The following is a 24,309-nucleotide window of genomic DNA, read 5'->3' as shown; positions in this document are numbered from 1 at the left end:
CCGCCGAAATAGCAGACCTCCCGTACGTACGCCCGTTCTCGAAACGAATGCGAGTGTGACAGCCAAGTGGATGCCGCATCCTCCAACCGAGCAACCGTCGAGCGGCCCGGGACACCGGCGAGCGACCTCGTCGTCCTGGGCCTGGGCTACGTGGGGCTGCCCCTGGCAGCAGAGGCCGCCGCATCGGGTCTGCGGGTCGTGGGGCTGGACGTCAGCACGCGGGTCGTCGAAGGCCTGAACGAGGGCGGATCACACATCGACGACCTGTCCCCGGACGACATCGCCATGATGCTCGACCAGGGGTTCAGCGCCACCACCGACCCGGCCTGCCTGGCGTCGGCGCGCACCGTCGTCATCTGCGTCCCCACACCCTTGTCACCCGAGGGCGGCCCCGACCTGGGCGCGGTCACGTCCGCGGCCAAGTCCATCGCCGCGAACCTGACCCCGGGCACGCTGGTGATCCTGGAGTCGACGACCTACCCCGGCACCACCGAGGAGGTCGTCCGACCGATCCTCGAGGAGTCCGGCCTGGTCGCCGGCTCCGACTTCCACCTGGCGTTCTCGCCCGAGCGCATCGACCCGGGCAACGCGGCCTTCGGTGTGGCCAACACCCCGAAGGTCGTGGGCGGCATGACCCCGACCTGCGGGGAGCGCGCCGCGGAGTTCTACGGGGCCTTCGTCGACAGCGTGGTCCGCGCCCGCGGCACCCGTGAGGCGGAGATGGCCAAGCTGCTGGAGAACACCTACCGGCACGTGAACATCGCGCTGGTCAACGAGATGGCGGTGTTCTGCCAGGAGCTCGGCATCGACCTGTGGGACTCCATCTCGGCCGCGGCCACCAAGCCGTTCGGGTTCCAGGCGTTCTACCCGGGCCCGGGTGTGGGCGGGCACTGCATCCCGATCGACCCGAACTACCTGTCGTACAAGGTCAAGACGCTGGGGTACCCGTTCCGGTTCGTGGAGCTGGCGCAGGAGATCAACGGGCGCATGCCCTCCTACGTCACCCAGCGCGCCCAGGAGCTGCTGAACGACAGCGGCCTGGCCCTGTCGCGCTCCAAGGTGCTGATCCTGGGCGTGACCTACAAGGCCGACATCGCCGACCAGCGCGAGTCGCCGGCCCGCCCGGTGGCCCGCAAGCTCGCCGCCAAGGGCGCGACGCTGACCTACCACGACCCGCACGTGGAGTCGTGGACGGTCGACGGGGCCGAGGTCCCGCGCTCGACCGACCTGGACCAGGCTCTGGCCGACGCCGACCTGACCGTGCTGCTCACCGACCACACCGACTACGAGCCCAAGCGGCTGTCCGAGTACGCACGGCTGCTGCTGGACACCCGCGGGGTGCTGCGCCGCACCCCGCCCGAGACCGAGGCCGACGTGCCGCCGCAGGTGCGCCGGCACATCGAGCGCGAGGGCCTGCAGGTGCTCTGACACCCGGCCCCCCGGGCCCCGAACAGGGCCCGCACCACCGACGGCACGTCGGGGACGTACGGCGTCCCCCGGCGTGCCGTTCGCCGTTCACCTGCCTCTGCCACAAGGTTCACCGGATGCCCCCTTGCCGTCCATCGCGCTTTTCTCGCGACGTTTCCGCAGGTGAATACCGTGTCGAAAAGCTGGTCGCGCCACCGAAGAGCAGATCATCGGTGAGGCGGCCCTTTATACAGGCGACACAGGTAGGTGATCTCCATGCACGTGCTCGTGGCCACGGTCGTGCACCACCCCGAGGACGCGCGCATTCTGCACCGCCAGATCAGGGCACTGCTCGACGCGGGGCACTCCGTCACCTACGTGGCACCGTTCCGCGAGTGCGGGGTCACGCCGTGGGACGCGGTGCGATCGGTCGACGTGCCCCGGGCCGCGGGAAGGGAGCGCCTGGCGTCCCTGCGGGCGGCGCGCCAGGTCCTGGCCGAACACGCCCCCGGTGCCGACCTTCTGCTCTTCCACGACCCCGAACTCATGCTCGCGCTTCCGGAGAACCGTCCGCTGACGGTGTGGGACGTGCACGAGGACACCCCGTCGGCGCTGCTCACCAAACCCTGGGTCCCGGGACCGCTGCGCCGGCCCCTGGGCGGCGTGGTGCGGATGTTCGAGCGCCGGGCCGAGCGCCACATGCGGCTGCTCCTGGCCGAGGAGGGCTACCGGAACCGTTTCCGCCTCGACCACCCGGTGGTGCCCAACACGACCAACGTGCCCGAGCAACCGGCGCGTGAGCCCGGCGAAGACCGGGTCGTCTACCTGGGCCACGTCTCGGTGGCGCGGGGCGCACACGAACTGGTGGACCTGGGCCGACTCCTGCAGCCCTACGGCATCCGGCTGGAGGTCATCGGCGGCGCGGACCCGAGCGTGCGGCCCCTGCTGCGCGAGGCCTCCCAGGACGGGGCCCTGCACTGGTACGGCTACGTGCCCAACGACCGGGCCCTGCGGATGTGTGCGGGGGCCCTGGCAGGGGTGAGCCTGCTGCACGACGAGCCGAACTACCGCCACTCCATGCCGACCAAGATCGTCGAGTACATGGCACACGGGCTCCCGGTCGTCACGACGGCGGGCCCGGTGGCCACCTCCCTGGTGAACGGACGCCCGGAGGGTCCGGCCGGGTCGGTCGTGCCGTTCGGCGACGCGTTCGCGGCCTCGCAGGCGATCCTGCGCCTGCGCCGGGAGCCGCGGCGGCGCGCCGAGTACGCGCGCACGGGGCACCGGATCGCCCAGACCTCCTTCCACTGGCCGGTGCAGGCACGCACTTTCGTCAAGCGGCTGGAGAGCTGGGTGGACGAGGCGACGGGGCCGGTCGTTCACGTGCCGCGCCCGCGCAGGCGCGCCCGCCGCGCACCCGCGGGTCCGGCCCTGGCGAGTGAGTGAGACCACACTCATCGACTCTGGAAATATCTTCCTGGGAAATCAGGTTGAGGTCGTGTGACAGCCCCGGGCACCGTACCCGGGACCCCACAGGACACCGAGGTTTCCCCATGAACGACGCCCTGGCCCTCGACAAGAACGCGCAGGACCTGCTGTTCCGCGACGCCCGCACCGCCAACTCCTTCACCGACGAGCCGGTGACCGAAGAGCAGCTGCGCGCGATCTACGACCTGGTCAAGTACGGCCCGACGGCGATGAACAACCAGCCGCTCCGCGTGACCGCCGTGCGTTCGAAGGAGGCCCGGGAGCGTCTGATCCCGCACATGGCCGGCAACAACGCGCCCAAGACCTCCACCGCGCCGCTGACCCTGATCCTGTCGGCCGACAGCTCCTTCCACGAGCACTTCCCGACGACGTTCCCGGTCGCCCCGGACGCCCGTGAGAACTTCGCCGGCATGCCCGTCGAGGCCCGCGAGAAGGCCGCCCACGAGAACGCCATGCTGCAGGTCGGCTACCTCATCATGGGCGTGCGCGCCGCAGGCCTGGCCGCCGGTCCGATGAGCGGCTTCGACGCCGAGGGCGTGCGCAAGGAGTTCTTCGGCGAGGACTCCACCCTCAAGCCGGTCGTGGTCATGAACATCGGCAAGCCCGGCCCGGACGCCTGGTTCGACCGCCTGCCGCGCCTCGAGCACGAGCAGGTCGTCACCGAGCTCTGATCGACCGCGCCGAGACGTCCGTGGGGCCGCTCCCGTCCGGGGGCGGCCCCACGTGTGTCCGGGGCCGGTGCCGCCCTCCGTGACCGGAACCGGTCAGACCGCGCCCTCGCGCCCTCGCCAGTCCACGCACACCACCAACGTGTCGTCCTCGCTGGCCCGGCCCTCGCGGTACCCGGACAGGTGGCGCAGGACCTCCTGCGGCACGGACGCGGCCGGGAGCAGGCGGGTGCCCATCACCGCACGGGTCAGGGCACGGTCGCCGAAGGACTCCCCCGTCAGGTTCCGTGCGTCGAAGACCCCGTCGCTGACGAAGACGAGGCGGTCGCCGGGGCGCGCACGGAAGCGTTCGACGGAGTAGACGGTGTCCTCGGCCATCCCTACGGGCATCTGCGCCTCGAAGGGCCAGGGCACGACCTCGTCGCCGCGCAGCACGTACAGACGGGGCGATCCGGCGTCGACCGCCTCGACCTCGCCGGTGGCGGCGTCGAAGGAGAGCAGCAGCATCTCCAGGAACCGGCGTCCGCCGTGCTGGGCGTAGACCGCCTGGTCCACGAGCGCGGCCTGCCCGGCCAGGGGCGCCCCGCCGCGGCGGGCGTTGCGCAGGGCGTTCACGGCCAAACTGGTCAGCAGCGAGGCCTCGATCCCCTCCCCCATGCCGTTGGTGATGCTCAGGTGGAGCCGGTCGCCCGAGACCGACCAGTCGAAGTTGTCGCCGCGGATCGCGTAGGCCGGTTCGAGCTGGGCGCCGATGCTGTACTCGGGGCATTCGTAGGCCCGGCCGGAGAGCAGGTCCCACTGCATCTCCGCGGCCAGGGTGAGCCGGTTGCGGCGGCGGGCCACACGGTAGACGTCGGTGTCGCGTTCGGCCACCAGCAGGGCCCGGCCGGCGTCCTCCGCGATCCTCTGCAGTTCGAGCTGGGTGGGGCCGGGCAGGCTGCGACCGGGGGTCTCGACGGTGAGCACCCCGAGGCGGTCCCCGCGCACGCTCACCGGCAGGTGGACCATGATGGTGCCCCGCCCGGAGCGTTCCTCCACCAACGGCTCCTGTGAACCGAAGGCCCGCCCCGCGGGGCTGGTGAAGACCGAGTACTGTTCACCCTCGTCGGCGCCTGCTGCCACGTGGCAGAGTGCGGTCATCCCGTAGTCGACGAGGAGGAGGTCCACTGCCACCGCGCCGTAGTGTTCGGCGAGGGCGGATCGCAGTGCCGCCAGAAGCCGGTCCGGTCTGGCCTCGCGCAGCGACCGCGCGACGGCTTCGTAGCTCTTCAAGGTATGACCTGTGTTCTCTGTGCGGGGCGGTGCACGTGTTCACCTCCCTCCAGGCACGGCATCGGGCGTTCCGTTATGGTTTTGGAGAAACCCGGCGACCGGCCGGAGCGCGGGATCGGCGCACAGCCGTGATGGGTGAGAGTGGAAAGTGAGTTCTGAGTCGCAGGAGCAGACGCAACAGACAGCTCGGGCCGCCTCGGCGGTGACCGAGGTCATCGAGGTGCTCTGGGGCCGTGGCCGCGAGGTCGCCACCTCCCCGGTCTCCCCCTCCCAACTGAAGGTCCTGTTCATCCTGGAGGACGAGGACGGCGTCAACCTGCGCACCGTCACCGAACGACTGGGTTCCACCCCTCCGTCCGTGAGCAGGCTCTGCGACCGCCTCGAGGCGGTCGGTTTCGTCAACCGTACGGCCAGTCCGAGCAGCCGGCGCGAGTTGCGGCTGTGGTTGACCGACGAGGGCCGCTCCTTCCTCCATGACCTGCGTGGCCGGCGGGAGAAGGAGCTCCACACGGTGATCGCCCGCATGCCCCCGAGGAAGCGCGCGATGCTGTTGGAGGGCCTCACGGCCTTCCAGGAGGCGGCCGCACAGGCCGAGGACGCGGGGGTTCGGGACTCCCGGACCGCCTGACAAGGGGAACCGCCAGGTACCTCCACCGTGTGGAGCGAAGGCACCGTCCTGTGGTTCCGCCTTCCCCTCGGGTCCGGGTCGCTCCTCCCAGGGGTAACCCTGCCCAGAAGCTTAACTATTGTCAATATGCAATAGTTTTCGGCAATCCCTTACGGGTGGTACGGACAGGGCGAATCCCCTCCGGCCCGACCCCGCACACACGAACGGAGGGTCCGCACACCTCTGGTGTACGGACCCTCCGTCGTTTCGTGGGCGCGCCTGCGCCGGTCAGATGACCGGGGGCCGCCCCGCACGTGTCATCCGCCAGACCGTGCGCCACCCGATCGGCGTGCGCGGACCGGCGTCCTCGCGCCAGCCCTCCCGGAACCCCTGGAACCAGGACCGCAGCGCGTCGCGATCGCGCTCGCGCAGCAGCGTCAGCCCCACCCAGGTCCCCAGGTACGGCAGCACCAGCAGCCACGGCAGGTTCCGGCGGGCCAGCCACACCCGGTTACGGGCGTTGAGGCGGTAGAAGTCGGCGTGCCGGGTCGGGGCGACGGCCGGGTGGTACATGACCGCGTCGGCGTCGTACTCGATGCGGTAGCCGGCGTCGATGATGCGCCAGGCCAGGTCGGTCTCCTCGTGGGCGTAGAAGAAGTCGCCCGGGAGCCCGCCGCCGGCCTCGAAGGCGGTCCGCCGGATCGCGCTCGCCCCGCCCAGGAACGTGGTGACCTCGCTGGACTCGCGGGGGTCGCCCACCCGCAGCCGCGGCACGTGGCGGCGCTGGTCGGGCCCGCCGTCGGGGTCGGCGATCCGGAAGGAGATCGCGCCCAGCGACGGGTCGGAGGCGAACCGCTCCCGCACATGGCGGGCCAGGTCGGTGGAGCGGTACCAGCCGTCGTCGTCCAGGAACAGCACGATGTCGCCCTCGGCGGCGCGCACACCCTCGTTGCGCCCGGCCGGGATACCGACGTTCTCGGGCAACGGGACGGTGCGCACGCCCTCGGGCAGCTCGGGCAGCTCGGCGCCGTTGCTGACCACCACGACCTCGACGTCGGCGCCCTCCTGCTCGAACACGCTGGTGATCGCACGGCGCAGTTCGGCCGGGCGGGTCCCCATCGTGAGCAGGACACAGGACAGTGTGGGCGCGGACACCTCGGCGCGGCTCCGTTCGGCGGCGGTGGGCTGGGAGTCCTCCGCCCCGGACGCATCGGAACCCGATGCGGGCGGAATGACAGGAGTAGCCATGGGTTCGACCGATCAGTGGACGGCGTGCGACGGGCAGGTGAAGTACCGGCAACGGTCGCAGAAGCAGACTAACGAAAGCATAAAAGGGGGGTGTAGGGGGCTGTGAACGGGGTAACGCTCACAGCCCCCTCTGTGACGGTAACGTCACTACCGCGTTATTCCAGGCGGCGCGAGGCCACCACGCTGACGAAGTGGGCCGCGCTCATGAGCGCACCCACGAACGCACAGACCGCGACGAGGATCCGGGTGGCGGTCAGATCGCCCAGGAAGGCGTCCACGACCGCGACCACGACGACGAGCAGGGAGAGCTCGACCGCCTGGATCACCCGGTGCACCTTGAGCACCGAGGCCAGGCGCCGGGCCAGGCTCAGCCCGGAGGACCGCGGGTCCATCGCGGCGTCGCTGATCTTCTCGGGCAGCCCCGCCTTGGCGCGGGCGACCACCACGTTGTCGGTCTCGGCCTTGATGAGGGCCACGCCCAGCGCGGCGGCCATCCCCAGGATCACCCAGCCGCCGGCCTCGAACTCGCCCTGGGCGCGGATGCCCAGGCCGATGAGCAGGGCGATCTCGGACACGTAGTGCCCGATGCGGTCCAGGTAGATCCCGGCGACGCTGGTGCGTCCGGTGTAGCGGGCGACCTCGCCGTCCGAGCAGTCCAGGAGCAGGTACACCTGGACCATCACGGCCGCGAGGATCGCCGACCACAGGCCGCCGAAGGCCACCACGACACCGGCCAGGACACCGAAGGCCATCATCAGGTAGGTGATGGGGTTCGGGGGGACGCCGAGACGGACGAACACGGTGCTCACGTACGGGGAGAGGTCCCGCATGTAGAGCCGCCCGGCCCAGTGCTCCTCGTTGGTGCGCTCCTTGATCCCCTCGGGCTGGCCGCCCGAGCGGACCTCAGCGACCGACGGCTTCGACATACTCAGCGACACTCCGCCCGATCTCGTCCTCGGAGAGGTTCAGGTGTTCCAGGATCGTGAACCGGCCGGGACGGGTGTCCGGTGCGAGGACCACCGCCTTGGCGAACTCCTCCGCGGACAGGCCCACGTCCGAGGGGACGATGGGCAGGTCGTGGCGGAGCAGGCAGTCACGGATCTCGTGCATGCGCGCCTCGGACCAGCCGAGGTCGCGCACCCGCAGGAACGACGCGTACAGCGCACCCAGGCCGGCGAGCTCGCCGTGGTTGCTGGTGCCGGGGTAGAGCTGCGTGACCGCGTGCAGGATCTCGTGGCAGGCGCCGCTGGCCGGGCGGCTGGAGCCGGCCACCGACATCGCCATTCCGGACAGCACGAGGCCCTCGGCGAGCACGGTCAGCAGCGCGTCGGACTCCACCGAGTCGGGCCGGTGCAGGATCGCCTCGGCCGCCACACGCGCGAAGGTCACGGCCATGCCGTCGACCGGCTCGCTGTTGACGCGCCCGGCCAGCTCCCAGTCCTCGATCGCGGAGATGTTGCTGACCACGTCGCCGATACCCGAACGCACGAGGTGGGAGGGGGCAGCCCGCACGTAGTCGAGGTCGATGACCAGGGCGATGGGCATGGTGACGCCGATCGACGGCTTGCCGCCCTCGTGCTCGAGGGAGCTCACCGGGGAGGCGATGCCGTCGTGGGCCAGGTTGGTGGCCACGGCCACCATCGGGATGCCCGCCATCGTCGCGGCGAACTTGGTCACGTCGATGGTCTTTCCGCCGCCGATGCCGGCCACCGCCTCGTAGGCGCCCGAGCGCAGCTTCTTGCCGAGCTCGGTGGCGGCGTCCACGGTGCCTTCGCTGACCTGGAAGACCTCGCACTGGGGCAGGTCGACGTCGCTCTCGATGCGCTCACCCTGGCCGGGGCCCACGACGAGGGCGATACGGCCCTCGGTGGCGATGCGCCGGTCGGCCAGGACGTCGCCGAGCGCGGCGATGGCCCCGCGGCGTACGTCGATGGCCAGGGGCGACTGAAGCATTCGGGCTAGTAGCGGCACGCGATCTCCCTCGCCTTGGCCAGGTCGTCGTGGTCGTCGACCTCGACCCAGTCGACGTCGCCGATGGGCGCGATGGAGACCTTCTCCCCGCGGTTGACGAGCTCCTGGAAGCCGTCCTCGTAGTACAGCTGCGGGTCGCGCTCCCAGGTCGCCTTCAGCGCGTCGGCCAGGCGGTCGCCCAGGGAGCCCTCGATGAGGGTGGCGCCGATGTACTCGCCCGAGGCGATGTCCGGGTCCATGAGCTTGGTGATGTTCTTCAGGTGACCGGAGTCGTCCAGGGTCACCTTCATCTCCTCGTCGGCGAGCTTCTTGACGTTGTCGACCGCCAGGAGGAGCTCGGAGCCGCGGGAGGCCAGCAGCGTCTCCTCGACGCTCACCGGGTGCACGGTGTCGCCGTTGACGAGGAGGACACCCTCGGAGAAGAACTCACGCGCGGTCCAGAGGGAGTAGGCGTTGTTCCACTCCTCGGCCTTGTCGTTGTAGCTGAGGGTGATCTTGACGCCGTGGCGCTCCTCGAGAGCCTCCTTGCGTTCCTCGACGGCGTTGGCGGCGTAACCGACCACCACGACCACGTCGGTCAGCCCGGCGGCGGCCAGGTTGCGCAGCGAGATGTCCATGATGGTCGTCTCGCCGTCGACGGGCACCAGGGCCTTGGGCAGGGTGTCGGTGTAAGGACGCAGTCGGCGTCCCGCGCCCGCGGCGAGAACCATTCCGAGCATGAGGGCGTGTTCCTCCTTAGGTTGAGGAGGCGTTCACGCCTCCTCGGTCGTTGTGGTCGTCACGCAGGTCGGTCACCGGTGTCGCGCTCCAGGTGCGCACGGACTCGCGGACGAGCAGCGCCACCAGGTACGCGGCGAGCAGGCCGTAGGCGGCCGTGAGCGACTCCAGCGCTCCCCCGACGGCGACGACGAGCAGGCGCCCGTCCCAGCCGAGGGCGGCGGCGCGTACCCACCCGGGTCGGACCATGCCGACCGCGGGGCGGGTGACGTCGTCGCGGTGGTGGAGGACGACCGCCACCAAGAGTACGAACACCAGGGGACCGGGTACACCGGACGCCAGTCCCAGGACCGTCAGGAACCCGTACTCGGTGACGCGCAGCACGGGTGGCACGAGCCAGTCGAACCGTCCGTCGTGGGGGTGGCCCGAGACCAGGCCGGACAGTAGCAGGGATGCGACCGGTGCGAACAGGGTAATGCCTGTCAGCTGCCCCCCGTCTGCCACGAGGAGGGTACCGGCGACCAGGGCCACGGTGAGTGCGGTGAGCAGAGGTGGGAAGGCGCCGGGGACGATCCTCCCCAGCAGCAGTCCGATGTGACTGTCATCACGAAGCTGGCGAAGATCGGGCCGTCGTGGGGCCGCCTCCCGCACGGCCCCGCTCACGCCTGCTCCACGCGGTCCCCGGCGCCCACGAGTTCGCTCGTCACGGCGATCGTGCACCCGACGACCAGGGTGACGAAAGCGACCCTGGGGTCCCACACGAGCGTGGTGACGGCGATCGCGAGGAAACGCACGGGCTGGGTGAAGGACAGCCAGCGGCGGGCGAGGTCGGGCAGGGAGATGACGGCGCCGGGAGCGGCCGGGGCCGGGCGCCGGCCCTCCCGCGCGGCCACACGTGTGCGGCCGCCCTCTCCCTCCGCGCCGAGCAGGCGGCCCGTGAGTTCGGGGTCGCTGTCGCCGGGCGGCCGCGGCGCGGGGACCCCGACGCCGCCGAGGAGGCCCTCAGAGCGCCGCTGCGCGGGCGCCGCACCGCGGGCCGCATCGCGCCCCTGCGGCTCGGCGGCGGGGGCCTTGCGGGCCACCAGGAGCGAGTCCCGCAGCGCCAGGGCGATGAGGGCGCCGGCAGCCCACGCCCAGGCGCCGTTGATCCCGGCGGCGACCGCGCCCAGGGCCAGACCGGCGTAGACGATGTACTCGCGCAGTTGGCCGAGCATGGTCACGAGCCACAGGGTCAGGGAGTCGCGGCGGTTGGCGCGCATCGCCGAACGCACCGCGTCGCAGGCCAGGACGAGCGCGAGGAAGACCGACCCGACCAGGGGCCCGTCGTCCCCTCCCTGTGCGAACCAGACGGCCGCACCGAGGGCGGCCAGCACGCTGATCCGGGTCATGCCGGCCCGGGTGACGTGCCGCCGTTCCAAAACGCGTGCGATCGTCCGCGCGGGTGAAGCGTGTGCCATGTCCGTGCCCTCCCAGTTGTACCGAGGGACACGTTTACTCACGCTGGGTGACCATTCAATGCCGACACGCATATTGACCCGGTAGCCCCAGGTCGGCGGGGGTTTCGGACAGGCCAGGACGCAAGCGAGCGCACCACCGGAAACCCCGGGGTGCGCTCGCGGATGCTTGCGTGGAGGGAGGAGAGGGGGCTAGGCCTCGTCGCCCTCGGACTTGCCGTCGCCGGGCTTCTTGTCGCCGCCTTCGGCGCGCTTCTTCTTCGCCGCGTCGCGCTTCTTGCGCTCGGCGATCTCGGCCTTGGTGTCCTCGTTGTAGGCGGAGAGGGCCGAGTCGATGTCGGTGTCCAGGGCCAGGCTGCCGTTGCGGATGTAGAGACCGCGGTTGCAGAACCGGCGCAGGTCCTTCTCGCTGTGGGAGACCAGGACCATCGTGCGCTCGTTGGCGAGCATGCGGTCGATGGCCGCGTAGCACTTGAGCTTGAAGGCCTTGTCGCCGACGGCCAGGACCTCGTCCACCAGCATGATCGGGTGCTCGAGCTGCGAGATGAGCGCGAAGCCCAGACGTACCTTCATGCCGCTGGAGTAGTGCCGCACCGGGGTGTCGACGAACTTCGGCTTGATCTCGGCGAAATCGATGATGTCTTCGAAACGCTCGTCGATCTGCTTCTCGGTCATGCCGTGCAGAGAGCCCACGAGGTACACGTTCTCGCGGCCGGTCAGGTTGTCGTTGAACCCGGCCCGCAGCTCCAGGAGCGGGGCGACCTTGCCGTGGACCTGGACGTCGCCCTCGTCGGGGATGAGGACGCCCGCGATCATCTTGAGCAGCGTCGACTTGCCGGTTCCGTTCTTGCCGACGATGCCCACGCAGTCGCCCTTGGCGATCTCGAAGGACACGTCGCGCAACGGCCAGAAGTCGTCGCCCTCGGCGTTGGGGTCGCGCTTGCTGCCGTGGATGAACATCTCGCGCAGGCTGCGCTTGCGCCTGCGGTTGACGGCGAACTTGACACCGAGGCCCTTGGCCTCGATGACCGGGCCAGCGCCATCCGTGGTGTATGTGGAGGGCTGAGCCATCACAACTCCTTCAGGACGGACATCTCCAGGCGGCGGAACGTCCAGTATCCGATGACGAGCATCAGAATCGAACCCACCACCGACGACCACAACGCGATCGTGGTCGGGGTCAATTCCGGGAATCCAGCGAACCACACCGCTCTGTGCATCTGGAAGATGCCCAGCAACGGGTTGAGCTGGTACAGGGTCTTGAGCCATTCCGGGATGTTGGACTGCAGGACCATGTGCGCCGGGTACAGGATCGCCGATCCGTAGAACAGAAGGCGCGTGATGATGCGCACCATCCGTTCGATGTCGCGGAACATCACGTTCACCGTCGACAGGAACAGGGTCATACCCAGCCCGAACGCGAACTGCAGGAGGATCGCCGAGGGCAGCCAGACGAGTATGCCCGTCCAGCTGAACGTACCGCCCAGGAACACGACGAACGCCATCAGGACCGGAAGGGTGAGCACGTACTCGATGAACTTCGTGCCCACGGTGGCCATCGGGAAGATCTCCCGCGGCACCTTCATCGTCGTGATGAGCTTCCCATGCGTGATCATCGCCCGGGGTGCTTCGCCGAGCATCGCCCCGAACGAGGTCCACGGCAGGATGCCCGCCACCAGGTAGAGCAGGAATCCGCCGTGGTTCAGGGCCTCCGGCGGCATCCCTCGATCGGCCTGGAGGATCACTCCGAAGACGAAGAAGTAGACCATCGTCAGAGCCAACGGCTCCAACATGGTCCACGCGTACCCCAGTACGGACTGCTGGTACTTGACCTTCAGGTCGCGCCGGACCAGGAGGCCGACGACCTTCCGGTGCTCCCAGACGGCCAGCGCCCTTGACGCCACCGCCACCTCCAAGGGTTGAGTTCTCTTCGCCCGGAACACGGGGTGCCGGACGGCCGCGTGCATGTGTGTCTGTCGCCTTGCGCGCACCGGGCCTCTGCACGCGGTCCGACCCACGGCAGACGGCTTCCGGCACGGGGGGAGAGCGTGTCCGGGCGACCGGGGGAGTGTCACGGACCGCGCCCGGCTCCACGACCGAATCAGAGGAGGTCTGGACCGAGCACGCCATATCAGGCGTCCAACAGAGTACCGCCGTGAACGACGGGTCGCGCCCATCGCCCCGGCCCCCGACGCTTCGCCACCCGGACACCGCCGACCGTACGTAACCCCCGATCCCCCGTCATGCAGCCGCTCCGGGCGTGTGATGGGTGTGGACTAATGTCGGGCGGGACCGTACAGGCATCGACGAGGGGGTGGGCCGCATGACCGCTCGGCCCAAGGTGATCGCGGCCGTCCTGGCCGGCGGGGTGGGTGCCCGGATGGGCGCCCCGTCCCCCAAACAGCTGCTCCCGCTGGAGGGCAGGCCGATCATCGAGCACTCCGTGGCCGCCTTCGAAGCGTGCCCCGACGTCGACGAGATCGTCGTACTCATGGTCGACACCCACGTGGGGCGTGTCGAGGACCTCGTGGCGGAGGCCGGGTTCACCAAGGTCAGCCGTGTGCTGCCCGGGGGTGCCACACGCACCGAGACCTCGAACGCGGCGCTGGAGGCGATGTCGGCCGCCTCCGACGACGACCTTGCGCTGCTGCACGACGCGGCCCGCCCCCTGGTGCGGCCGGCGACCGCCTCGGCGTGTGTCGAGGCTCTCGGCGAGGCCGGCGCGGTCGGTGTGGCCGTCCCCGCGGGCGACACCGTGGTGCGCATCACGCCCGGCCGGACCGGCGGCGAGGCGATCGCGGACGTCCCCCCGCGCGGGGAGCTGCGGCGCATGCAGACGCCGCAGGGCTTCAGGCTCGGGGTGGCCCGCCGCGCCTACGCCCTGGCCATGGCCGACCCCGGCCTGGTGGCCACCGACGACTGCGGCGTGGTGCTGCGGTACCTGCCCGAGGAGGAGGTCCGGATCGTGCCCGGGGACGAGTCCAACATCAAGGTCACCAACCCCGGCGACGTCGAGGTCGCCGAGGCCCTGCTGCGCCGCGCCCGCGCGCGTGCGGCCGTGACGGGGGCGGCGTGATGGGCGGCACCTTCCGACCGACCGAGGTCATCGGCCACCGGGGCCTGGGGCGCGGCGTCGTCAACGGGCACCGGGAGAACACACCGGGTTCCTACGCGGCCGCCGCGGAGGCCGGCGCGGACTGGGTGGAGATCGACGTGCGCCGCACCGCCGACGACGCGCTGGTCCTGTACCACGACGCGGCGCTGGCCGACGGGCGCGCCGTCGTCGACCTGACAGCCGCCGAGTGCGCCGAGGCGGGACTGTACGGGCTCGCCGAAGGGTTGGAGGCGATCCCCGAGGGCGTGGGCCTGGACGTGGACGTCAAGACGGTCATGGAGGACGCCGTGGACTCCCCCGCGCGGCGCACCGTGTCCCTGGTCCTGCCGCACCTGCGCCGCGAGGCCAGGCGGCGCAGGGTGTTCGTGTGCTCCTTCGACCCGGGGCTTCTGACGGCCGTGCACGAGGGCGCGCCCGAGGTTCCGACCGCGTGGATGCCGTACGTGCGCAACCCGGCCGACACGGCGATCCCCGGGGCGGTGGGCCTGGGCTGTCCGATCGTGGCGGTCGACGCCCGTGCACTCGGTCTGGAGGGCGAGGAACCGCGTCCCGGACGCCGGTCGCTGGAGTACACGGTCGAGGTCGCACACGCGGCCGGACTGGAGCTCATGTCGTGGTGCCCGGGGCCCGAGGACGCCGTGCGGTACACCGCCGCCGGCATGGACGCGGTCGTGGTCGACGACGTGCCGGAGGCCCTGGCGGCGCTGCGCGACGGCTGACCCCCGCGGGGATCTTGCTACTGGAGCCGACTTCAGCGCTGAACCCGGCTCCAGTAGCAAGATCCCCGGGCCCGACTTCAGATACGGCGCAGCAGCTCGGCCTTCTTCGCGCCGAACTCCTCCTCCGNGCGACGGCTGACCCCCGCGGGGATCTTGCTACTGGAGCCGACTTCAGCGCTGAACCCGGCTCCAGTAGCAAGATCCCCGGGCCCGACTTCAGATACGGCGCAGCAGCTCGGCCTTCTTCGCGCCGAACTCCTCCTCCGACAGCAGCCCCTTGTCGCGGAGCTCGCCCAGGCGCTCGATCTGGGCGTAGACCCAGTCCGTGTCGTGCCCGGTGCCGCCCTCGGCCCTCTGCTCGGCCGCCGGGCCGGTGCCGTCGTCCGCGGGTTCCACCGCGCCGTCGTCACCGCCGTCGGCGGGCGCTCCCCGCCCGAGGCCGGGCAGGTTGATCGTCAGGCGCGGCGCGGCCAGGGCGCCGACCGCGTTCTGCGCCGCCTCACGCCACCACTCCGGATCCTTGATGCCGGGCCGGCCGTCGATGTCGGCGTCGGAGACCTCGCCCGAGCCCAGGCGCGCACGGGCCGCCGCACCGCGGGCCCACAGGTGCGCGGTGACGGTGGCGGCCATGAGGAAGACCCGGTACTGGCCGTCGTCGTCCTCGTTCGCGCGCAGGATGTTGAGGTCGTGCTTGGGCTTGGCCGCGGCCTCCTTGGCGGTCCGGGCGGTGACCACCCGCAGGAAGGTCCATCCCCAGTCGTCCAGGGGCACGATCTCGACCCCGGTGATCTCGGAGAGTGTGTACTCGCGCCGCTGCTTCTTGCGCTTGTACCCGCCCGCGTGCGAACCGGACCAGAGCAGGCGCAGACCGTCGGGGTCCAGCACCGCCTGTCCCTCGCACGTGGTGATGAGCAGGGGCAGACCGGGGACCAGGCGGGTCGGGAGCCAGGGGTCGGGCGGTGTCTCGGCCTGGCCCGCGGCGAAGCGCATCTGGTCGGCGAGGTACTCGGCGACCAGCTCGGTGCGGGCGGGCCCGGTGAGGCGGAAGGGCTGGAGCTTGGGGTCGATCTGGGAGCCCACCGCCAGGTAGGGGTCGGTGCGCTCACGCAGGCGCAAGGAGAGCACCCACCCCTTCTTGCGGGCCGCGCCGGGTTCGAACACGACCGACTCGACGGCGCCCATGGGCACGCTCAGGGAGCCGAGCTCCTTGAGGAGCGGGCTCTTGAACCAGCCCTGGGTCTCGTACCGGATCTCGATGGTCTCGCCGTCGAAGACCCAGACCGCCTCGTTCCCGCGCAGGTCGTCCATTCCCACCCTTCCCGTGCCTCACCTTCTTCGATAGCAGAGATCCGGCCCGGGCGGCAGGGCGCGGGTGGCCGCTTCCGGCCGGACCGGGTGCTGGCGGCGCGGGTCAGCCCTGGGCGGCCTGTGCGGTGCGGGAGTCCGAACCCAGGCTCGGCGGGCTCGTGATGAACCCGGCGCCCCACGACATGTGCATGGTGGCGAGCGCCAGCGGGATCATCGGCCGGGAGGCCGCCGGGAGCCCGCGGCCCAGCGGCAGGGTCGCGCCGACGACGAGGGCCAGGTAGGCGCCGGGCACGAGCCACAGCGGCCACCACAGGAACCCGCCGACGAGGCCGGCGAGGTTCCCTGCCAGGGCCACCGGCGGCGCGAGGTAGCGCAGGTTGATGGTGCCCTTGTGCTGGCGGGCGACCACACGCCGCCAGCGCCCGTAGTGGAAGTACTGCTTGGCGAGGAGCGCGACGGTGCGGCGGGGACGATAGGTCACACGCATGCGCGGCTGGAACCAGACGGTGCCGCCGGTCTGCCGGATGCGGTGGTTCATCTCCCAGTCCTGGGCCCGCAGGAACGCCTCGTCGTAGCCGCCCACGCGGTCCAGCGCCGAACGCCGGAACACACCCAGGTAGACGGTGTCGGCGGGGCCGCCCTCGCCCCCGGTGTGGAAGCGGGCGTTGCCGACGCCGATCTTGGAGGTCATCGCGGCCGCCACGGCCTTCTCCCAGGCGGTGACGCCCTCGGCCGCCATGATCCCGCCGACGTTGTCCGCGCCGGTCTCCTCCAGGGTCTCCACGGCCACCCGCAGGTAGTCGGAGGGCATCATCGCGTGGCCGTCGATGCGGGCCACGACGTCGTGCGAGGAGGCGCCGATGGCGGCGTTGAGCGCCGACGGGGTCTTGCCGGAGGGGTTGTCGACCACGGTCACACGCGCGTCCGCGGCGGCGATGCCGTCGGCGACCTCACGCGTGCGGTCCTTCGAGGGGCCCACGGCGAGCGCGATCTCCAGCTCGCCGGGGTAGTCCTGCTCCAGGACGTGTTCCACCGCCGCGGCGAGGTGGTGCTCTTCGTTCAGAACGGGCATGACGACGGAGACGGAGGGCCAGGACACAGGTACTTCCCAGGATCAAAAGGGGTTGGAACGCCCCAACGGTACTGCACGCGCGGGGCCGGGCCGCACCTCCGCGGAGCAGGCCTCCCGGCCCCTTCTCCCCGCGTTTCCCGTCCGCCCCGGACGGGCACGCCTTTCGCGGATTTTGGGTTCCCCTCGAACGGTTCCGCCCCCGTGTGCGTCCGACCCAAAGGGGCAACAACACGCCCAGCGTTGACATCCCGCGTCCTTCGGGGATTCGGGTGACAACCTAGGGAGAAGAGCACCGTTGACGGGGTTGGGACGGGGATGTCGATGAGCGACGACAACGCCGGACAGCAGGGGTCGGCGGGTGAGTTCCGGCGTGAGCGCTCACAACCCCTGCCACCCGAGAGGCGCCGCTCCCCCCGCAGCGGACGATTCACGGTCCCTTCGGCCGGTGCCCGGCGACGGCGCACCGGCCTTCTCCTGATGAGCGCTCTCTCCGTACTCGTGCTGCTGGCCTCGGGCATCTCCTGGGGCGCCACCGAGTGGGTCTCGGGCAACATCAACCGCTCCGACGTGTTCGGGGGCCTGGCCGAGGACGACCGCCCCGACAACGACTCGGGGGCGCTGACCTTCCTGGTGATCGGCTCCGACGGCCGCGACGACATGAGCAGCGAGGACCAGAACGCGCTCAGTGTCGGTTCGACCCCCGGCCAGCGCTCCGACGCGATCATGCTCGTGCACCTCAACCACGACCGCGACCGTGTCACCGTCGTGGGTCTCCCCCGCGACCTGTGGGTGGACATCCCCGGCGAGGGCGAGGACAAGATCAACGCCGCCTACGCCTACGGCGGCCCGCAGAAGTCGGTGGAGACCGTGGAGTCGGTGACCGGGGTACGTATCGACCACTACGTCGAGGTGGACTTCACCGGGTTCGTGGACGTCGTCGACTCGCTCGGCGGCGTCGAGGTGTGCCTGGAGGAGGACATCGAGGACCCCAAGGCCAAGCTCGACCTGGAGGCCGGGACCCACGAGGTGGACGGTACCGAGGCCCTGGCGTTCTCCCGCACCCGCGCGACCGAACGCGGCGACCTGGACCGCATCGACCGCCAGCAGCAGGTCGTCGCGGCGATGATGGACCGGGCGCTGAGCACCGAGACGCTCTCCGACCCCGCCAAGCTCACCTCGTTCCTGCAGACCTCGCTGTCGTCTCTGACGGTGGACGAGAGCCTGGACACCGCCGCCCTCAACGAGCTCGGCCACCAGATGCGCGGCCTCGACCTGGGCGCCGTGGACTTCGCGCAGGTGCCCATCGCCGACATGGAGCACTGGACCGAGCGCGGCGACGTCGCCGTGCTGTGGGACGAGCCCGCCGCCCGCGACCTGTTCGCCGACATCCAGGCCGACCGCCCCGTCGGCGACGAGGAGGAGGCCGCCGCGGAGGACGAGGACTCCGAGCCGACCCCGACCGACATCCCGGTGCGAGTCTTCAACGGCACCGCCTCCCCCGGCGTCGGCGCCGAGCTCGACGCGCAGCTGTCGCAGGCCGGGTTCGAGCTCACCGGTGAGGCCGAGAACTGGACCAGCCGGGACCTGGCCGGGACCCAGGTGCGGTACGGGCCGGACATGGCCGAGGAGGCCGCCTACGTGTCCGGGCTGATCGACGGTTCCGAAGCTGTGGAAGAGGACACGCTGGACGGCGAACTCCAGATCGTGATCGGATTCAACTACACGTCGTTCGACGCCCCCGCTGCCGAGGCCGACGCGGAACCGGCGGAGGAAGAGGAAGCCGAGGAGACCCCCACCGAGCTTCCGGAGGAGTCCGAGGGCTCGGCCACCACCTCGACCGCCGAGGACAACATCTGCTCGTAGGAAGGTTCCCCGTGCTCCGCCATCTGGTCGGCCTGCTCATCGGTGCCGCGCTCGCCCCCGCCCTCTGGGGTGCGGTCTCCTGGTCGGCCGAACAGTTGCCGCAGCTGGCCGGCGGAACCGTCTCGTTCGCGACGGTCTCGGCCGCCGTGCTGCTCGCTGCGGTCGGCGCCGTGGGCGCAGGGCTGGTCGCCACGCGGGTCTCCCCCCTGATCGCCGCCACCGGCGGCCTGCTGCTGGCGGCGATCGCGCTGTGGCCGGCGGTGGCTCCGCAGTCGATGGGGCCGGCCCTGGGCTGGCTCAACCAGGAGAGTTTCCTGTACCCGTCCGGCCCGGGACTGGCCGTCGCGCTCCCGTTGGGGGTCCTGCTCTTCGGCTCGGCGCTGACACCGACCCGATGGCACGCCCTGTACGTCGTGCCGGGCGGGGCCGCCGCGACAGGCGACGACCGCGGCCGGTACCGTTCCGCACCCGTGGAGGAACCGGCCGCCCCCGACCTCTACGGACCCGCCGGGGACACCGTTCCCGAGCACCGTCCTCCGCCTCCTCCTCCGCCCCCGCCGCGCGGCAGCGGGCTGCAGGGCGACCCCGACAAGACCACCACCCCCTTCCGGCGTGGCGAGGACGGGGCCTCCTGGAGCCCGTTGGAAGATGAGGCCGGACGGAGCCGGGCCCACGGTGACGACCCGGTCTGAGGCAGGCCGGTGGTCGGAACGTCCGAACTCGCCGGTAATCTGAACGACTGACTGTTCACGCCGTGTTCGGTCGTACGACTTTCCGCGGCGCGTAAGGTGTTGCCCCGCCTCGGTGGGGGTCACCCGATCACCACAGCCAAATGTCCGTTTCGCCCCTCCTTGCACGGATGCTGGACGGGTCCAACGGGCACAAGAAGCACACGAGCGCGGACAGCAAGGAAGAAGGGACACCACCAGTGGTCGAAGCAGAACGTATGCGTGTCTCGGTCATCGGGACCGGATACCTCGGCGCCACCACCGCTGCGTGCCTCGCCGAGATGGGTTTCGAGGTCCTCGGCGTCGACGTCGACGAGGCCAAGGTGGACATGCTGCGCCAGGGCCGTCTCCCCTTCTTCGAGCCGGGCCTGGACGAGCTCCTCAGCGAGAACCTGCCGACCGGGCGCCTGCGGTTCACCACCTCCTTCGCCGAGGCGGCCGAGTTCGCCGACCTGCACCTGATCTGCGTCGGCACCCCGCAGCTGGACGACTCCGGCGCCGCCGACCTGAGCTACGTCAACTCCGCGGTCGACCAGCTCGCCCCGCACCTGACGCGCCCGGCCGTGGTCGTGGGCCGGTCCACCGTCCCGGTCGGTACCGCCGCGACGCTGGCCGCGCGCCTGTCCTCGCTGGCGCCGGTCGGTGAGGAGGCCGAGCTGGGGTGGAGCCCGGAGTTCCTCCGCGAGGGCTTCGGCGTCGAGGACACGCTGCACCCCAACCGCATCGTGATCGGCACGGACTCCCCGCGGGTCGAGAAGGCCGTGCGCGCGCTGTGGCAGCAGCAGATCGACGAGGGCGTGCCCTTCCTCGTGACCGACCTGCAGACCGCCGAGCTGGTGAAGGTGTCGGCCAACGCGTTCCTGGCCACCAAGATCTCCTTCATCAACGCCATGGCCGAGGTCTCCGAGGTCGCGGGCGCCGACGTCATCAAGCTCGCCGAGGCGCTGTCGCACGACGACCGCATCGGCGGCAAGTTCCTGGGCCCGGGCCTGGGCTTCGGCGGCGGGTGCCTGCCCAAGGACATCCGCGCGTTCATGGCCCGCGCCGACGAGCTGGGTGTGGAGCCCGCGCTGTCGTTCCTGCGCGAGGTCGACGCGATCAACCAGCGCCGCCGCGCGCGCACGATCGACATCGCCCGCCAGCTGATCGGCGGCAACTTCGCCGGGCGCACCGTCGCCGTGCTGGGCGCGGCGTTCAAGCCCAACTCCGACGACATCCGGGACTCGCCCGCGCTGGACGTGGCCTCCACCATCGCGTCGCTGGGCGCGCACGTGACGGTCTACGATCCCCAGGCGATGGACCGGGCCCGTGAGGAGCACCCTCAGCTCAACTACGCGCCGAGCCTGCGGGACGCGGCGCGGGGAGCCGACGTGGTGCTGCTGCTCACCGAGTGGGCCGAGTTCAAGGAGGCCAGCCCCGAGGAGCTGGCCGAGGTGGTCGCCGAGCCCAAGATGGTGGACGGGCGCAACGCCCTGGACCCCACGTACTGGCGTTCCTCCGGCTGGACCTACCGGGCGCTCGGCCGCCAGTAACCCGAGACACCGGCGAGGGCCGGGTCCGACCACCGCGGTCGGGCCCGGCCCTCCGTCGTGCGCTCACACCCGCGTGGGCGCGCCCGGGTCCCGGTCCGCGGGTTCGTTCCGGGTGCCCGCGGGCAGGCGCCGCAGGGACGCGGCCGCCACGAGGGCGATGGCCAGGAGCGCCCCGGCACCGGTCGCGGCGGCGGTGCCCACACCCTCGGTATAGGCCTCGAAGGCGGCGGACAGCAGGGCCGCGGCCTCGTGCGGCGGCAGGTGCGCGGCGGCGGAAGCGGCGCCGGCGACGGTCTCGGTGGCGGCCGTGCCCGCGTCGGGGGCGGCGTCGGCCATGGTGCTGCGGTAGACGGAGCTCGCCACGGTGCCCAGCGTGGCGATACCCAGGGCCGCCCCGAGTTCGGTGCTGGTCTCGGAGACCCCGGCCGCGGCCCCGGCGCGCTCGGGCGGGGCGGTGGCCAGGATCAGGGTGTTGGCCAGGGTGGCCACGGCCCCGATGCCCAGGGTCACGACGGTGTAGCCGCCGACGAAGACCGCGAGGTGGGTCTCGGCCCCGACGGCGGCGACGATCCCGAACCCGCCCGCCCCCACGAGCAGCCCGGCGGGCAGCAGCACCGCGGGGCGTACCCGGTCGGCGAGGACCCCGGCGAGGGTCGCGCCGGCGACGGTCCCGAGCACGGTGGGCAGGGCGTACAGGGCGGCGAAGAGCGGGCTCAGGCCGTGCACGACCTGCAGGAACGTGAAGGTGAGGAGCCCGAGCCCGGCCACGGCGAAGGACACCGCGGTGTTGCCGAGCACCGACGCCCCGAAGGCGGGCCGGGTGAACAGCGTCAGGTCGACGAGCGGGTGCCGGGTGCGGCGCTGGCGCAGGACGAACAGCGCCAGGGCCGCGGCCCCGACCGCGAGCGCGGCCAGGCCGGGGACGTCGGCACCGTACTCGACGAACCGCTTGGCCGCCTGGACCAGGCCGATGACGGCCACGAGCGAGGCCGCCGCCCCGGGCAGGTCGAAGGCGGAGCGTTCCGTGCCCCGGTACTCCGGCAGCAGGAAGGGGCCGGCGGCCAGGAGCACGGCCATGACCGGCAGGTTGATGAGGAAGACCGAGCCCCACCAGAAGAACTCCAGGAGCACCCCGCCGATGACGGGGCCGATCACCGCTCCCCCGGCGAAGGCGACGGTCCACATGCCCACGGCGGTGCGGCGCTGGGCTGGGTCGGTGAACATCGCACGGAGCAGGGACAGCGTGGACGGGGCCAGGGTCGCGGCGCCGACGCCGAGCAGGACCCGTCCGGTGATGAAGAGCTCCGGGGAGGGTGCGGCGGCGAGCAGGGCCGAGGCGGCGCCGAAGGCGAGGGCGCCGACGAGCAGCAGGCGACGGCGGCCGATGCGGTCGCCGAGCGCGCCCATGGTGATGAGCAGCCCCGCCAGGACGAAGCCGTAGACGTCCATCATCCACAGCCACTGGGTGGCGGTGGGGTCGAGGTCCTCGACCACGGCCGGTGCGGCGACGAAGAGCACCGAGATGTCCATGGAGACGAGCAGCGCGGGCAGGAGCAGGAGGACGGCGCCAGCCCACGTTCGGGGACCGGCACGGTTCCGGGGTTCCGTGTTCATGATTTTGATCGTACGTCCGTCAAAATCGACCGTCAATATGTACGTACGTTCAAGACTGTTACGGTGGGCCCATGAGTCAACGTGAGGACCTGCTCGCCGGCGCCAAGCAGTGCCTGGTGGAGAAGGGATACGGCAGGACGACCGCGCGCGACATCGCCGCCGCCTCCGGTGCGCACCTGGCGTCCATCGGTTACCACTTCGGGTCGAAGGACAAGCTGCTGAACACCGCGGTGATCGAGGCGACCGGCGAGTGGGGCGACGTGTTCGAACGCGCCCTGGAGACCTCACGCACCGAGAGTCCGGACCAGCGCGTGCACGTCCTGCTCCGCACGCTCTTCGCGACCCTGCCCGAGAACCGGGACCTCATGGTGGCCAGCGTCCAGGCGTTCACCCAGGCCCAGTTCGACGACGACATCGGCTGCCCCCTGCGTGAGGGCATCGTGCGCGCACGCCGGGAGATGGCCGCCCTGTTGCTGGACACCACCCCCGACGACGTCGACGACGCCACCGCGGCGGGCCTGGGTTCGATGGTCTACAACGTCGTCTCCGGATACGTCCTCCAGTACCTGGTCGACCCCGAGGGCCTGCCGACCGTCGACCAGGCCGTCGAGGGCCTCCACCTGCTCGTGCGCCCCCGGCCCGCCTGAGCCCCGGGGGCACCTCGGAACCCCGGCGGAACCGACCCCGCTCGGCTACTCTCGGTCATTGACCGAACACGATGACCAGCCGAGAAGGAAACACACGTGAAGCTCTCCGCCCTCCGACCTCCGGCCGTGTGCGCCGCGCTCCTGGTGGGGGCCGCGGCCCCGGTGCACGCCGACGCCGCGCCCGGCCCCGCCCCCGTCGACTGCCCCGTGCCGGCGTCCCCGCCCTCCGCCGAGGACCTGGAACGGTACGTGTGCGGCGACCCGCGGCTCGGCCCGGCCGAATTGCCCGAGGACGGCCCCGTCGCCCAGCTCACCAGCGGCTACGAACCCTTCGGTTCCCTGTCCCCGAGGGAGTTCCTGGAGACCTGGCGCAGCTCCGGCGACACCTGGGACTACCCGCCACACGACGGGTTCGCGGTCGAGGACGGAGAGCCGGTCACCGAACCGGTCGACCTGGAGGAGGGCGACCTGCTCGACCGCTTCGGATCACCGCACGGCACGTTCCTCGCGCCCGCCGGGGCACCGTTCGAGGAGCGGGCCCTGCCGCCGGACTCCCTCAACACCTGGCCGCAGGGCAACGAGCACAACTACTCGTGCTACGAGGTCACCACCGGCTTCGAAGCCCTCACCGGCCCGATCGCGCCCCACTTCGAGCAGCCCGGGGGCGGCGAACAGATCCTCGTCCCGGCCGACGGCCTGCCGGGGGTGGAGGCCGACACCCACGCCTCCGCCGCCCAGCTCATGCACGCCGATTACGTGCGGGAACGCCCTGCCGAACTGTGCGTGGAGCAGGCCCAGCGCGTGCGGTTCTGACCCCGGACACACGTCGGGCCCGGGGCGAGCGCTTGAATCCGCCGCGCCCCGGGCCCGTGGTGCGTC

At 71.2% G+C, this 24,309-nt stretch carries 23 protein-coding genes; 11 read left to right on the top strand and 12 right to left on the bottom strand.

The genetic code is table 11. The features are described from left to right. The first annotated feature begins 66 nt into the window (after positions 1 to 66). The 3 genes from IDM40_RS11550 (at position 67) to IDM40_RS11540 (ending at position 3,566) form a co-directional block, all read left to right on the top strand. Positions 67 to 1,428: a nucleotide sugar dehydrogenase gene (locus IDM40_RS11550; RefSeq protein WP_193121955.1), complete on the top strand. Its 1,362-nt coding sequence runs from the start codon at positions 67 to 69 to the stop codon at positions 1,426 to 1,428. Positions 1,429 to 1,683: 255 nt separating this feature from the next. Further along, positions 1,684 to 2,853, top strand: coding sequence for a glycosyltransferase family 4 protein (locus IDM40_RS11545; protein WP_193121954.1), 1,170 nt, complete (start codon positions 1,684 to 1,686; stop codon positions 2,851 to 2,853). Between the two features lie 107 nt (positions 2,854 to 2,960). After that, positions 2,961 to 3,566: a malonic semialdehyde reductase gene (locus IDM40_RS11540; protein WP_193121953.1), complete on the top strand. Its 606-nt coding sequence runs from the start codon at positions 2,961 to 2,963 to the stop codon at positions 3,564 to 3,566. A gap of 93 nt (positions 3,567 to 3,659) precedes the next feature. Here IDM40_RS11540 and IDM40_RS11535 read toward each other — a convergent pair whose 3' ends face one another. Then, the gene (locus IDM40_RS11535) at positions 3,660 to 4,835 is read right to left on the bottom strand and encodes a PP2C family protein-serine/threonine phosphatase (protein ID WP_193121952.1); all 1,176 of its coding nucleotides are present in this window, start codon (positions 4,833 to 4,835) and stop codon (positions 3,660 to 3,662) included. 148 nt (positions 4,836 to 4,983) lie between these two features. Here IDM40_RS11535 and IDM40_RS11530 point away from each other — a divergent pair, with 148 nt between their 5' ends. After that, a complete protein-coding gene (locus IDM40_RS11530; protein WP_193121951.1) occupies positions 4,984 to 5,463 on the top strand; it encodes a MarR family winged helix-turn-helix transcriptional regulator in 480 nt (159 codons plus the stop codon). Positions 5,464 to 5,730: 267 nt separating this feature from the next. Here the strand turns inward: IDM40_RS11530 and IDM40_RS11525 are convergent, their stop codons facing one another. The 8 genes from IDM40_RS11525 to IDM40_RS11490 form a co-directional block, all read right to left on the bottom strand. After that, positions 5,731 to 6,597, bottom strand: a complete 867-nt coding sequence (locus tag IDM40_RS11525) for a glycosyltransferase family 2 protein (protein ID WP_193122005.1) — start codon at positions 6,595 to 6,597, stop codon at positions 5,731 to 5,733. Between the two features lie 248 nt (positions 6,598 to 6,845). After that, positions 6,846 to 7,616, bottom strand: coding sequence for a CDP-alcohol phosphatidyltransferase family protein (locus IDM40_RS11520; protein WP_193121950.1), 771 nt, complete (start codon positions 7,614 to 7,616; stop codon positions 6,846 to 6,848). Then, entirely contained in the window at positions 7,594 to 8,643 is a 1,050-nt protein-coding gene (locus IDM40_RS11515; RefSeq protein ID WP_193121949.1) for an iron-containing alcohol dehydrogenase family protein, read from the bottom strand. Before IDM40_RS11515 ends, IDM40_RS11520 begins: the two co-directional genes overlap by 23 nt. Positions 8,644 to 8,648: 5 nt before the next feature. Then, positions 8,649 to 9,380 carry a phosphocholine cytidylyltransferase family protein gene (locus tag IDM40_RS11510; protein WP_193121948.1) on the bottom strand — a complete coding sequence of 244 codons (732 nt, stop codon included), beginning with the start codon at positions 9,378 to 9,380 and terminating at the stop codon, positions 8,649 to 8,651. A gap of 16 nt (positions 9,381 to 9,396) precedes the next feature. Next, positions 9,397 to 10,041 (bottom strand): DUF5941 domain-containing protein, encoded by a 645-nt coding sequence (locus IDM40_RS11505; RefSeq protein WP_193121947.1) that lies wholly within the window; start codon positions 10,039 to 10,041, stop codon positions 9,397 to 9,399. After that, a complete protein-coding gene (locus IDM40_RS11500) occupies positions 10,038 to 10,835 on the bottom strand; it encodes a hypothetical protein (RefSeq protein ID WP_193121946.1) in 798 nt (265 codons plus the stop codon). Before IDM40_RS11500 ends, IDM40_RS11505 begins: the two co-directional genes overlap by 4 nt. A gap of 189 nt (positions 10,836 to 11,024) precedes the next feature. Beyond that, complete coding sequence (locus IDM40_RS11495) at positions 11,025 to 11,903, bottom strand: ABC transporter ATP-binding protein (protein WP_193121945.1); 879 nt, start codon at positions 11,901 to 11,903, stop codon at positions 11,025 to 11,027. Continuing rightward, a complete protein-coding gene (locus tag IDM40_RS11490) occupies positions 11,903 to 12,748 on the bottom strand; it encodes an ABC transporter permease (RefSeq protein WP_193121944.1) in 846 nt (281 codons plus the stop codon). The genes IDM40_RS11495 and IDM40_RS11490 overlap by 1 nt, the downstream gene beginning before the upstream one ends. 407 nt (positions 12,749 to 13,155) lie before the next feature. Between IDM40_RS11490 and IDM40_RS11485 the strand changes: the two genes are divergently transcribed. Together IDM40_RS11485 and IDM40_RS11480 are read left to right on the top strand one after the other, a co-directional pair. Further along, on the top strand, positions 13,156 to 13,908 hold the full coding sequence (locus IDM40_RS11485; RefSeq protein WP_193121943.1) for an IspD/TarI family cytidylyltransferase: 753 nt from the start codon (positions 13,156 to 13,158) through the stop codon (positions 13,906 to 13,908). Beyond that, positions 13,908 to 14,666: a glycerophosphodiester phosphodiesterase gene (locus IDM40_RS11480; RefSeq protein ID WP_193121942.1), complete on the top strand. Its 759-nt coding sequence runs from the start codon at positions 13,908 to 13,910 to the stop codon at positions 14,664 to 14,666. Before IDM40_RS11485 ends, IDM40_RS11480 begins: the two co-directional genes overlap by 1 nt. Positions 14,667 to 14,882: 216 nt before the next feature. Here the strand turns inward: IDM40_RS11480 and IDM40_RS11475 are convergent, their stop codons facing one another. Together IDM40_RS11475 and IDM40_RS11470 are read right to left on the bottom strand one after the other, a co-directional pair. Beyond that, positions 14,883 to 15,974, bottom strand: a complete 1,092-nt coding sequence (locus tag IDM40_RS11475) for a DUF4429 domain-containing protein (protein ID WP_193121941.1) — start codon at positions 15,972 to 15,974, stop codon at positions 14,883 to 14,885. 103 nt (positions 15,975 to 16,077) lie between these two features. After that, entirely contained in the window at positions 16,078 to 17,073 is a 996-nt protein-coding gene (locus IDM40_RS11470) for a glycosyltransferase family 2 protein (protein ID WP_193121940.1), read from the bottom strand. 294 nt (positions 17,074 to 17,367) lie between these two features. On the opposite strand from IDM40_RS11470, the gene IDM40_RS11465 reads away from it, so the two are divergent. From IDM40_RS11465 to IDM40_RS11455, 3 genes are all read left to right on the top strand, one after another. Further along, on the top strand, positions 17,368 to 18,909 hold the full coding sequence (locus tag IDM40_RS11465; RefSeq protein WP_193121939.1) for an LCP family protein: 1,542 nt from the start codon (positions 17,368 to 17,370) through the stop codon (positions 18,907 to 18,909). Positions 18,910 to 18,920: 11 nt separating this feature from the next. Continuing rightward, complete coding sequence (locus IDM40_RS11460) at positions 18,921 to 19,601, top strand: YIP1 family protein (RefSeq protein WP_193121938.1); 681 nt, start codon at positions 18,921 to 18,923, stop codon at positions 19,599 to 19,601. A 236-nt stretch (positions 19,602 to 19,837) separates the two neighbouring features. Beyond that, entirely contained in the window at positions 19,838 to 21,169 is a 1,332-nt protein-coding gene (locus IDM40_RS11455; RefSeq protein ID WP_193121937.1) for a UDP-glucose dehydrogenase family protein, read from the top strand. Between the two features lie 63 nt (positions 21,170 to 21,232). Here the strand turns inward: IDM40_RS11455 and IDM40_RS11450 are convergent, their stop codons facing one another. Next, positions 21,233 to 22,783: an MFS transporter gene (locus tag IDM40_RS11450; protein ID WP_193121936.1), complete on the bottom strand. Its 1,551-nt coding sequence runs from the start codon at positions 22,781 to 22,783 to the stop codon at positions 21,233 to 21,235. Positions 22,784 to 22,854: 71 nt separating this feature from the next. On the opposite strand from IDM40_RS11450, the gene IDM40_RS11445 reads away from it, so the two are divergent. Continuing rightward, positions 22,855 to 23,430, top strand: coding sequence for a TetR/AcrR family transcriptional regulator (locus IDM40_RS11445; protein ID WP_193121935.1), 576 nt, complete (start codon positions 22,855 to 22,857; stop codon positions 23,428 to 23,430). A 96-nt stretch (positions 23,431 to 23,526) separates the two neighbouring features. Beyond that, positions 23,527 to 24,243 (top strand): TNT domain-containing protein, encoded by a 717-nt coding sequence (locus IDM40_RS11440; protein ID WP_193121934.1) that lies wholly within the window; start codon positions 23,527 to 23,529, stop codon positions 24,241 to 24,243. Positions 24,244 to 24,309 lie beyond the last annotated feature (66 nt).

The sequence above is a fragment of the Nocardiopsis coralli genome (genome assembly GCF_014892575.1).
Taxonomy (GTDB): domain Bacteria; phylum Actinomycetota; class Actinomycetes; order Streptosporangiales; family Streptosporangiaceae; genus Nocardiopsis; species Nocardiopsis coralli.
Note: the sequence above shows the minus strand (reverse complement) of the source record. Positions and strands in the feature narration are given on the sequence as shown.

What these genes read in the sequence shown, in the direction of transcription:
- IDM40_RS11545 (WP_193121954.1), top strand. Translation starts at nt 1,684, where the DNA reads ATGCACGTGCTCGTGGCCACGGTCGTGCACCACCCCGAGGACGCGCGC.
- IDM40_RS11540 (WP_193121953.1), top strand. Translation starts at nt 2,961, where the DNA reads ATGAACGACGCCCTGGCCCTCGACAAGAACGCGCAGGACCTGCTGTTC.
- IDM40_RS11520 (WP_193121950.1), bottom strand. Translation starts at nt 7,616, where the DNA reads ATGTCGAAGCCGTCGGTCGCTGAGGTCCGCTCGGGCGGCCAGCCCGAG.
- IDM40_RS11515 (WP_193121949.1), bottom strand. Translation starts at nt 8,643, where the DNA reads ATGCTTCAGTCGCCCCTGGCCATCGACGTACGCCGCGGGGCCATCGCC.
- IDM40_RS11510 (WP_193121948.1), bottom strand. Translation starts at nt 9,380, where the DNA reads ATGCTCGGAATGGTTCTCGCCGCGGGCGCGGGACGCCGACTGCGTCCT.
- IDM40_RS11500 (WP_193121946.1), bottom strand. Translation starts at nt 10,835, where the DNA reads ATGGCACACGCTTCACCCGCGCGGACGATCGCACGCGTTTTGGAACGG.
- IDM40_RS11495 (WP_193121945.1), bottom strand. Translation starts at nt 11,903, where the DNA reads ATGGCTCAGCCCTCCACATACACCACGGATGGCGCTGGCCCGGTCATC.
- IDM40_RS11485 (WP_193121943.1), top strand. Translation starts at nt 13,156, where the DNA reads ATGACCGCTCGGCCCAAGGTGATCGCGGCCGTCCTGGCCGGCGGGGTG.
- IDM40_RS11480 (WP_193121942.1), top strand. Translation starts at nt 13,908, where the DNA reads ATGGGCGGCACCTTCCGACCGACCGAGGTCATCGGCCACCGGGGCCTG.
- IDM40_RS11475 (WP_193121941.1), bottom strand. Translation starts at nt 15,974, where the DNA reads ATGGACGACCTGCGCGGGAACGAGGCGGTCTGGGTCTTCGACGGCGAG.
- IDM40_RS11465 (WP_193121939.1), top strand. Translation starts at nt 17,368, where the DNA reads ATGAGCGACGACAACGCCGGACAGCAGGGGTCGGCGGGTGAGTTCCGG.
- IDM40_RS11450 (WP_193121936.1), bottom strand. Translation starts at nt 22,783, where the DNA reads ATGAACACGGAACCCCGGAACCGTGCCGGTCCCCGAACGTGGGCTGGC.
- IDM40_RS11445 (WP_193121935.1), top strand. Translation starts at nt 22,855, where the DNA reads ATGAGTCAACGTGAGGACCTGCTCGCCGGCGCCAAGCAGTGCCTGGTG.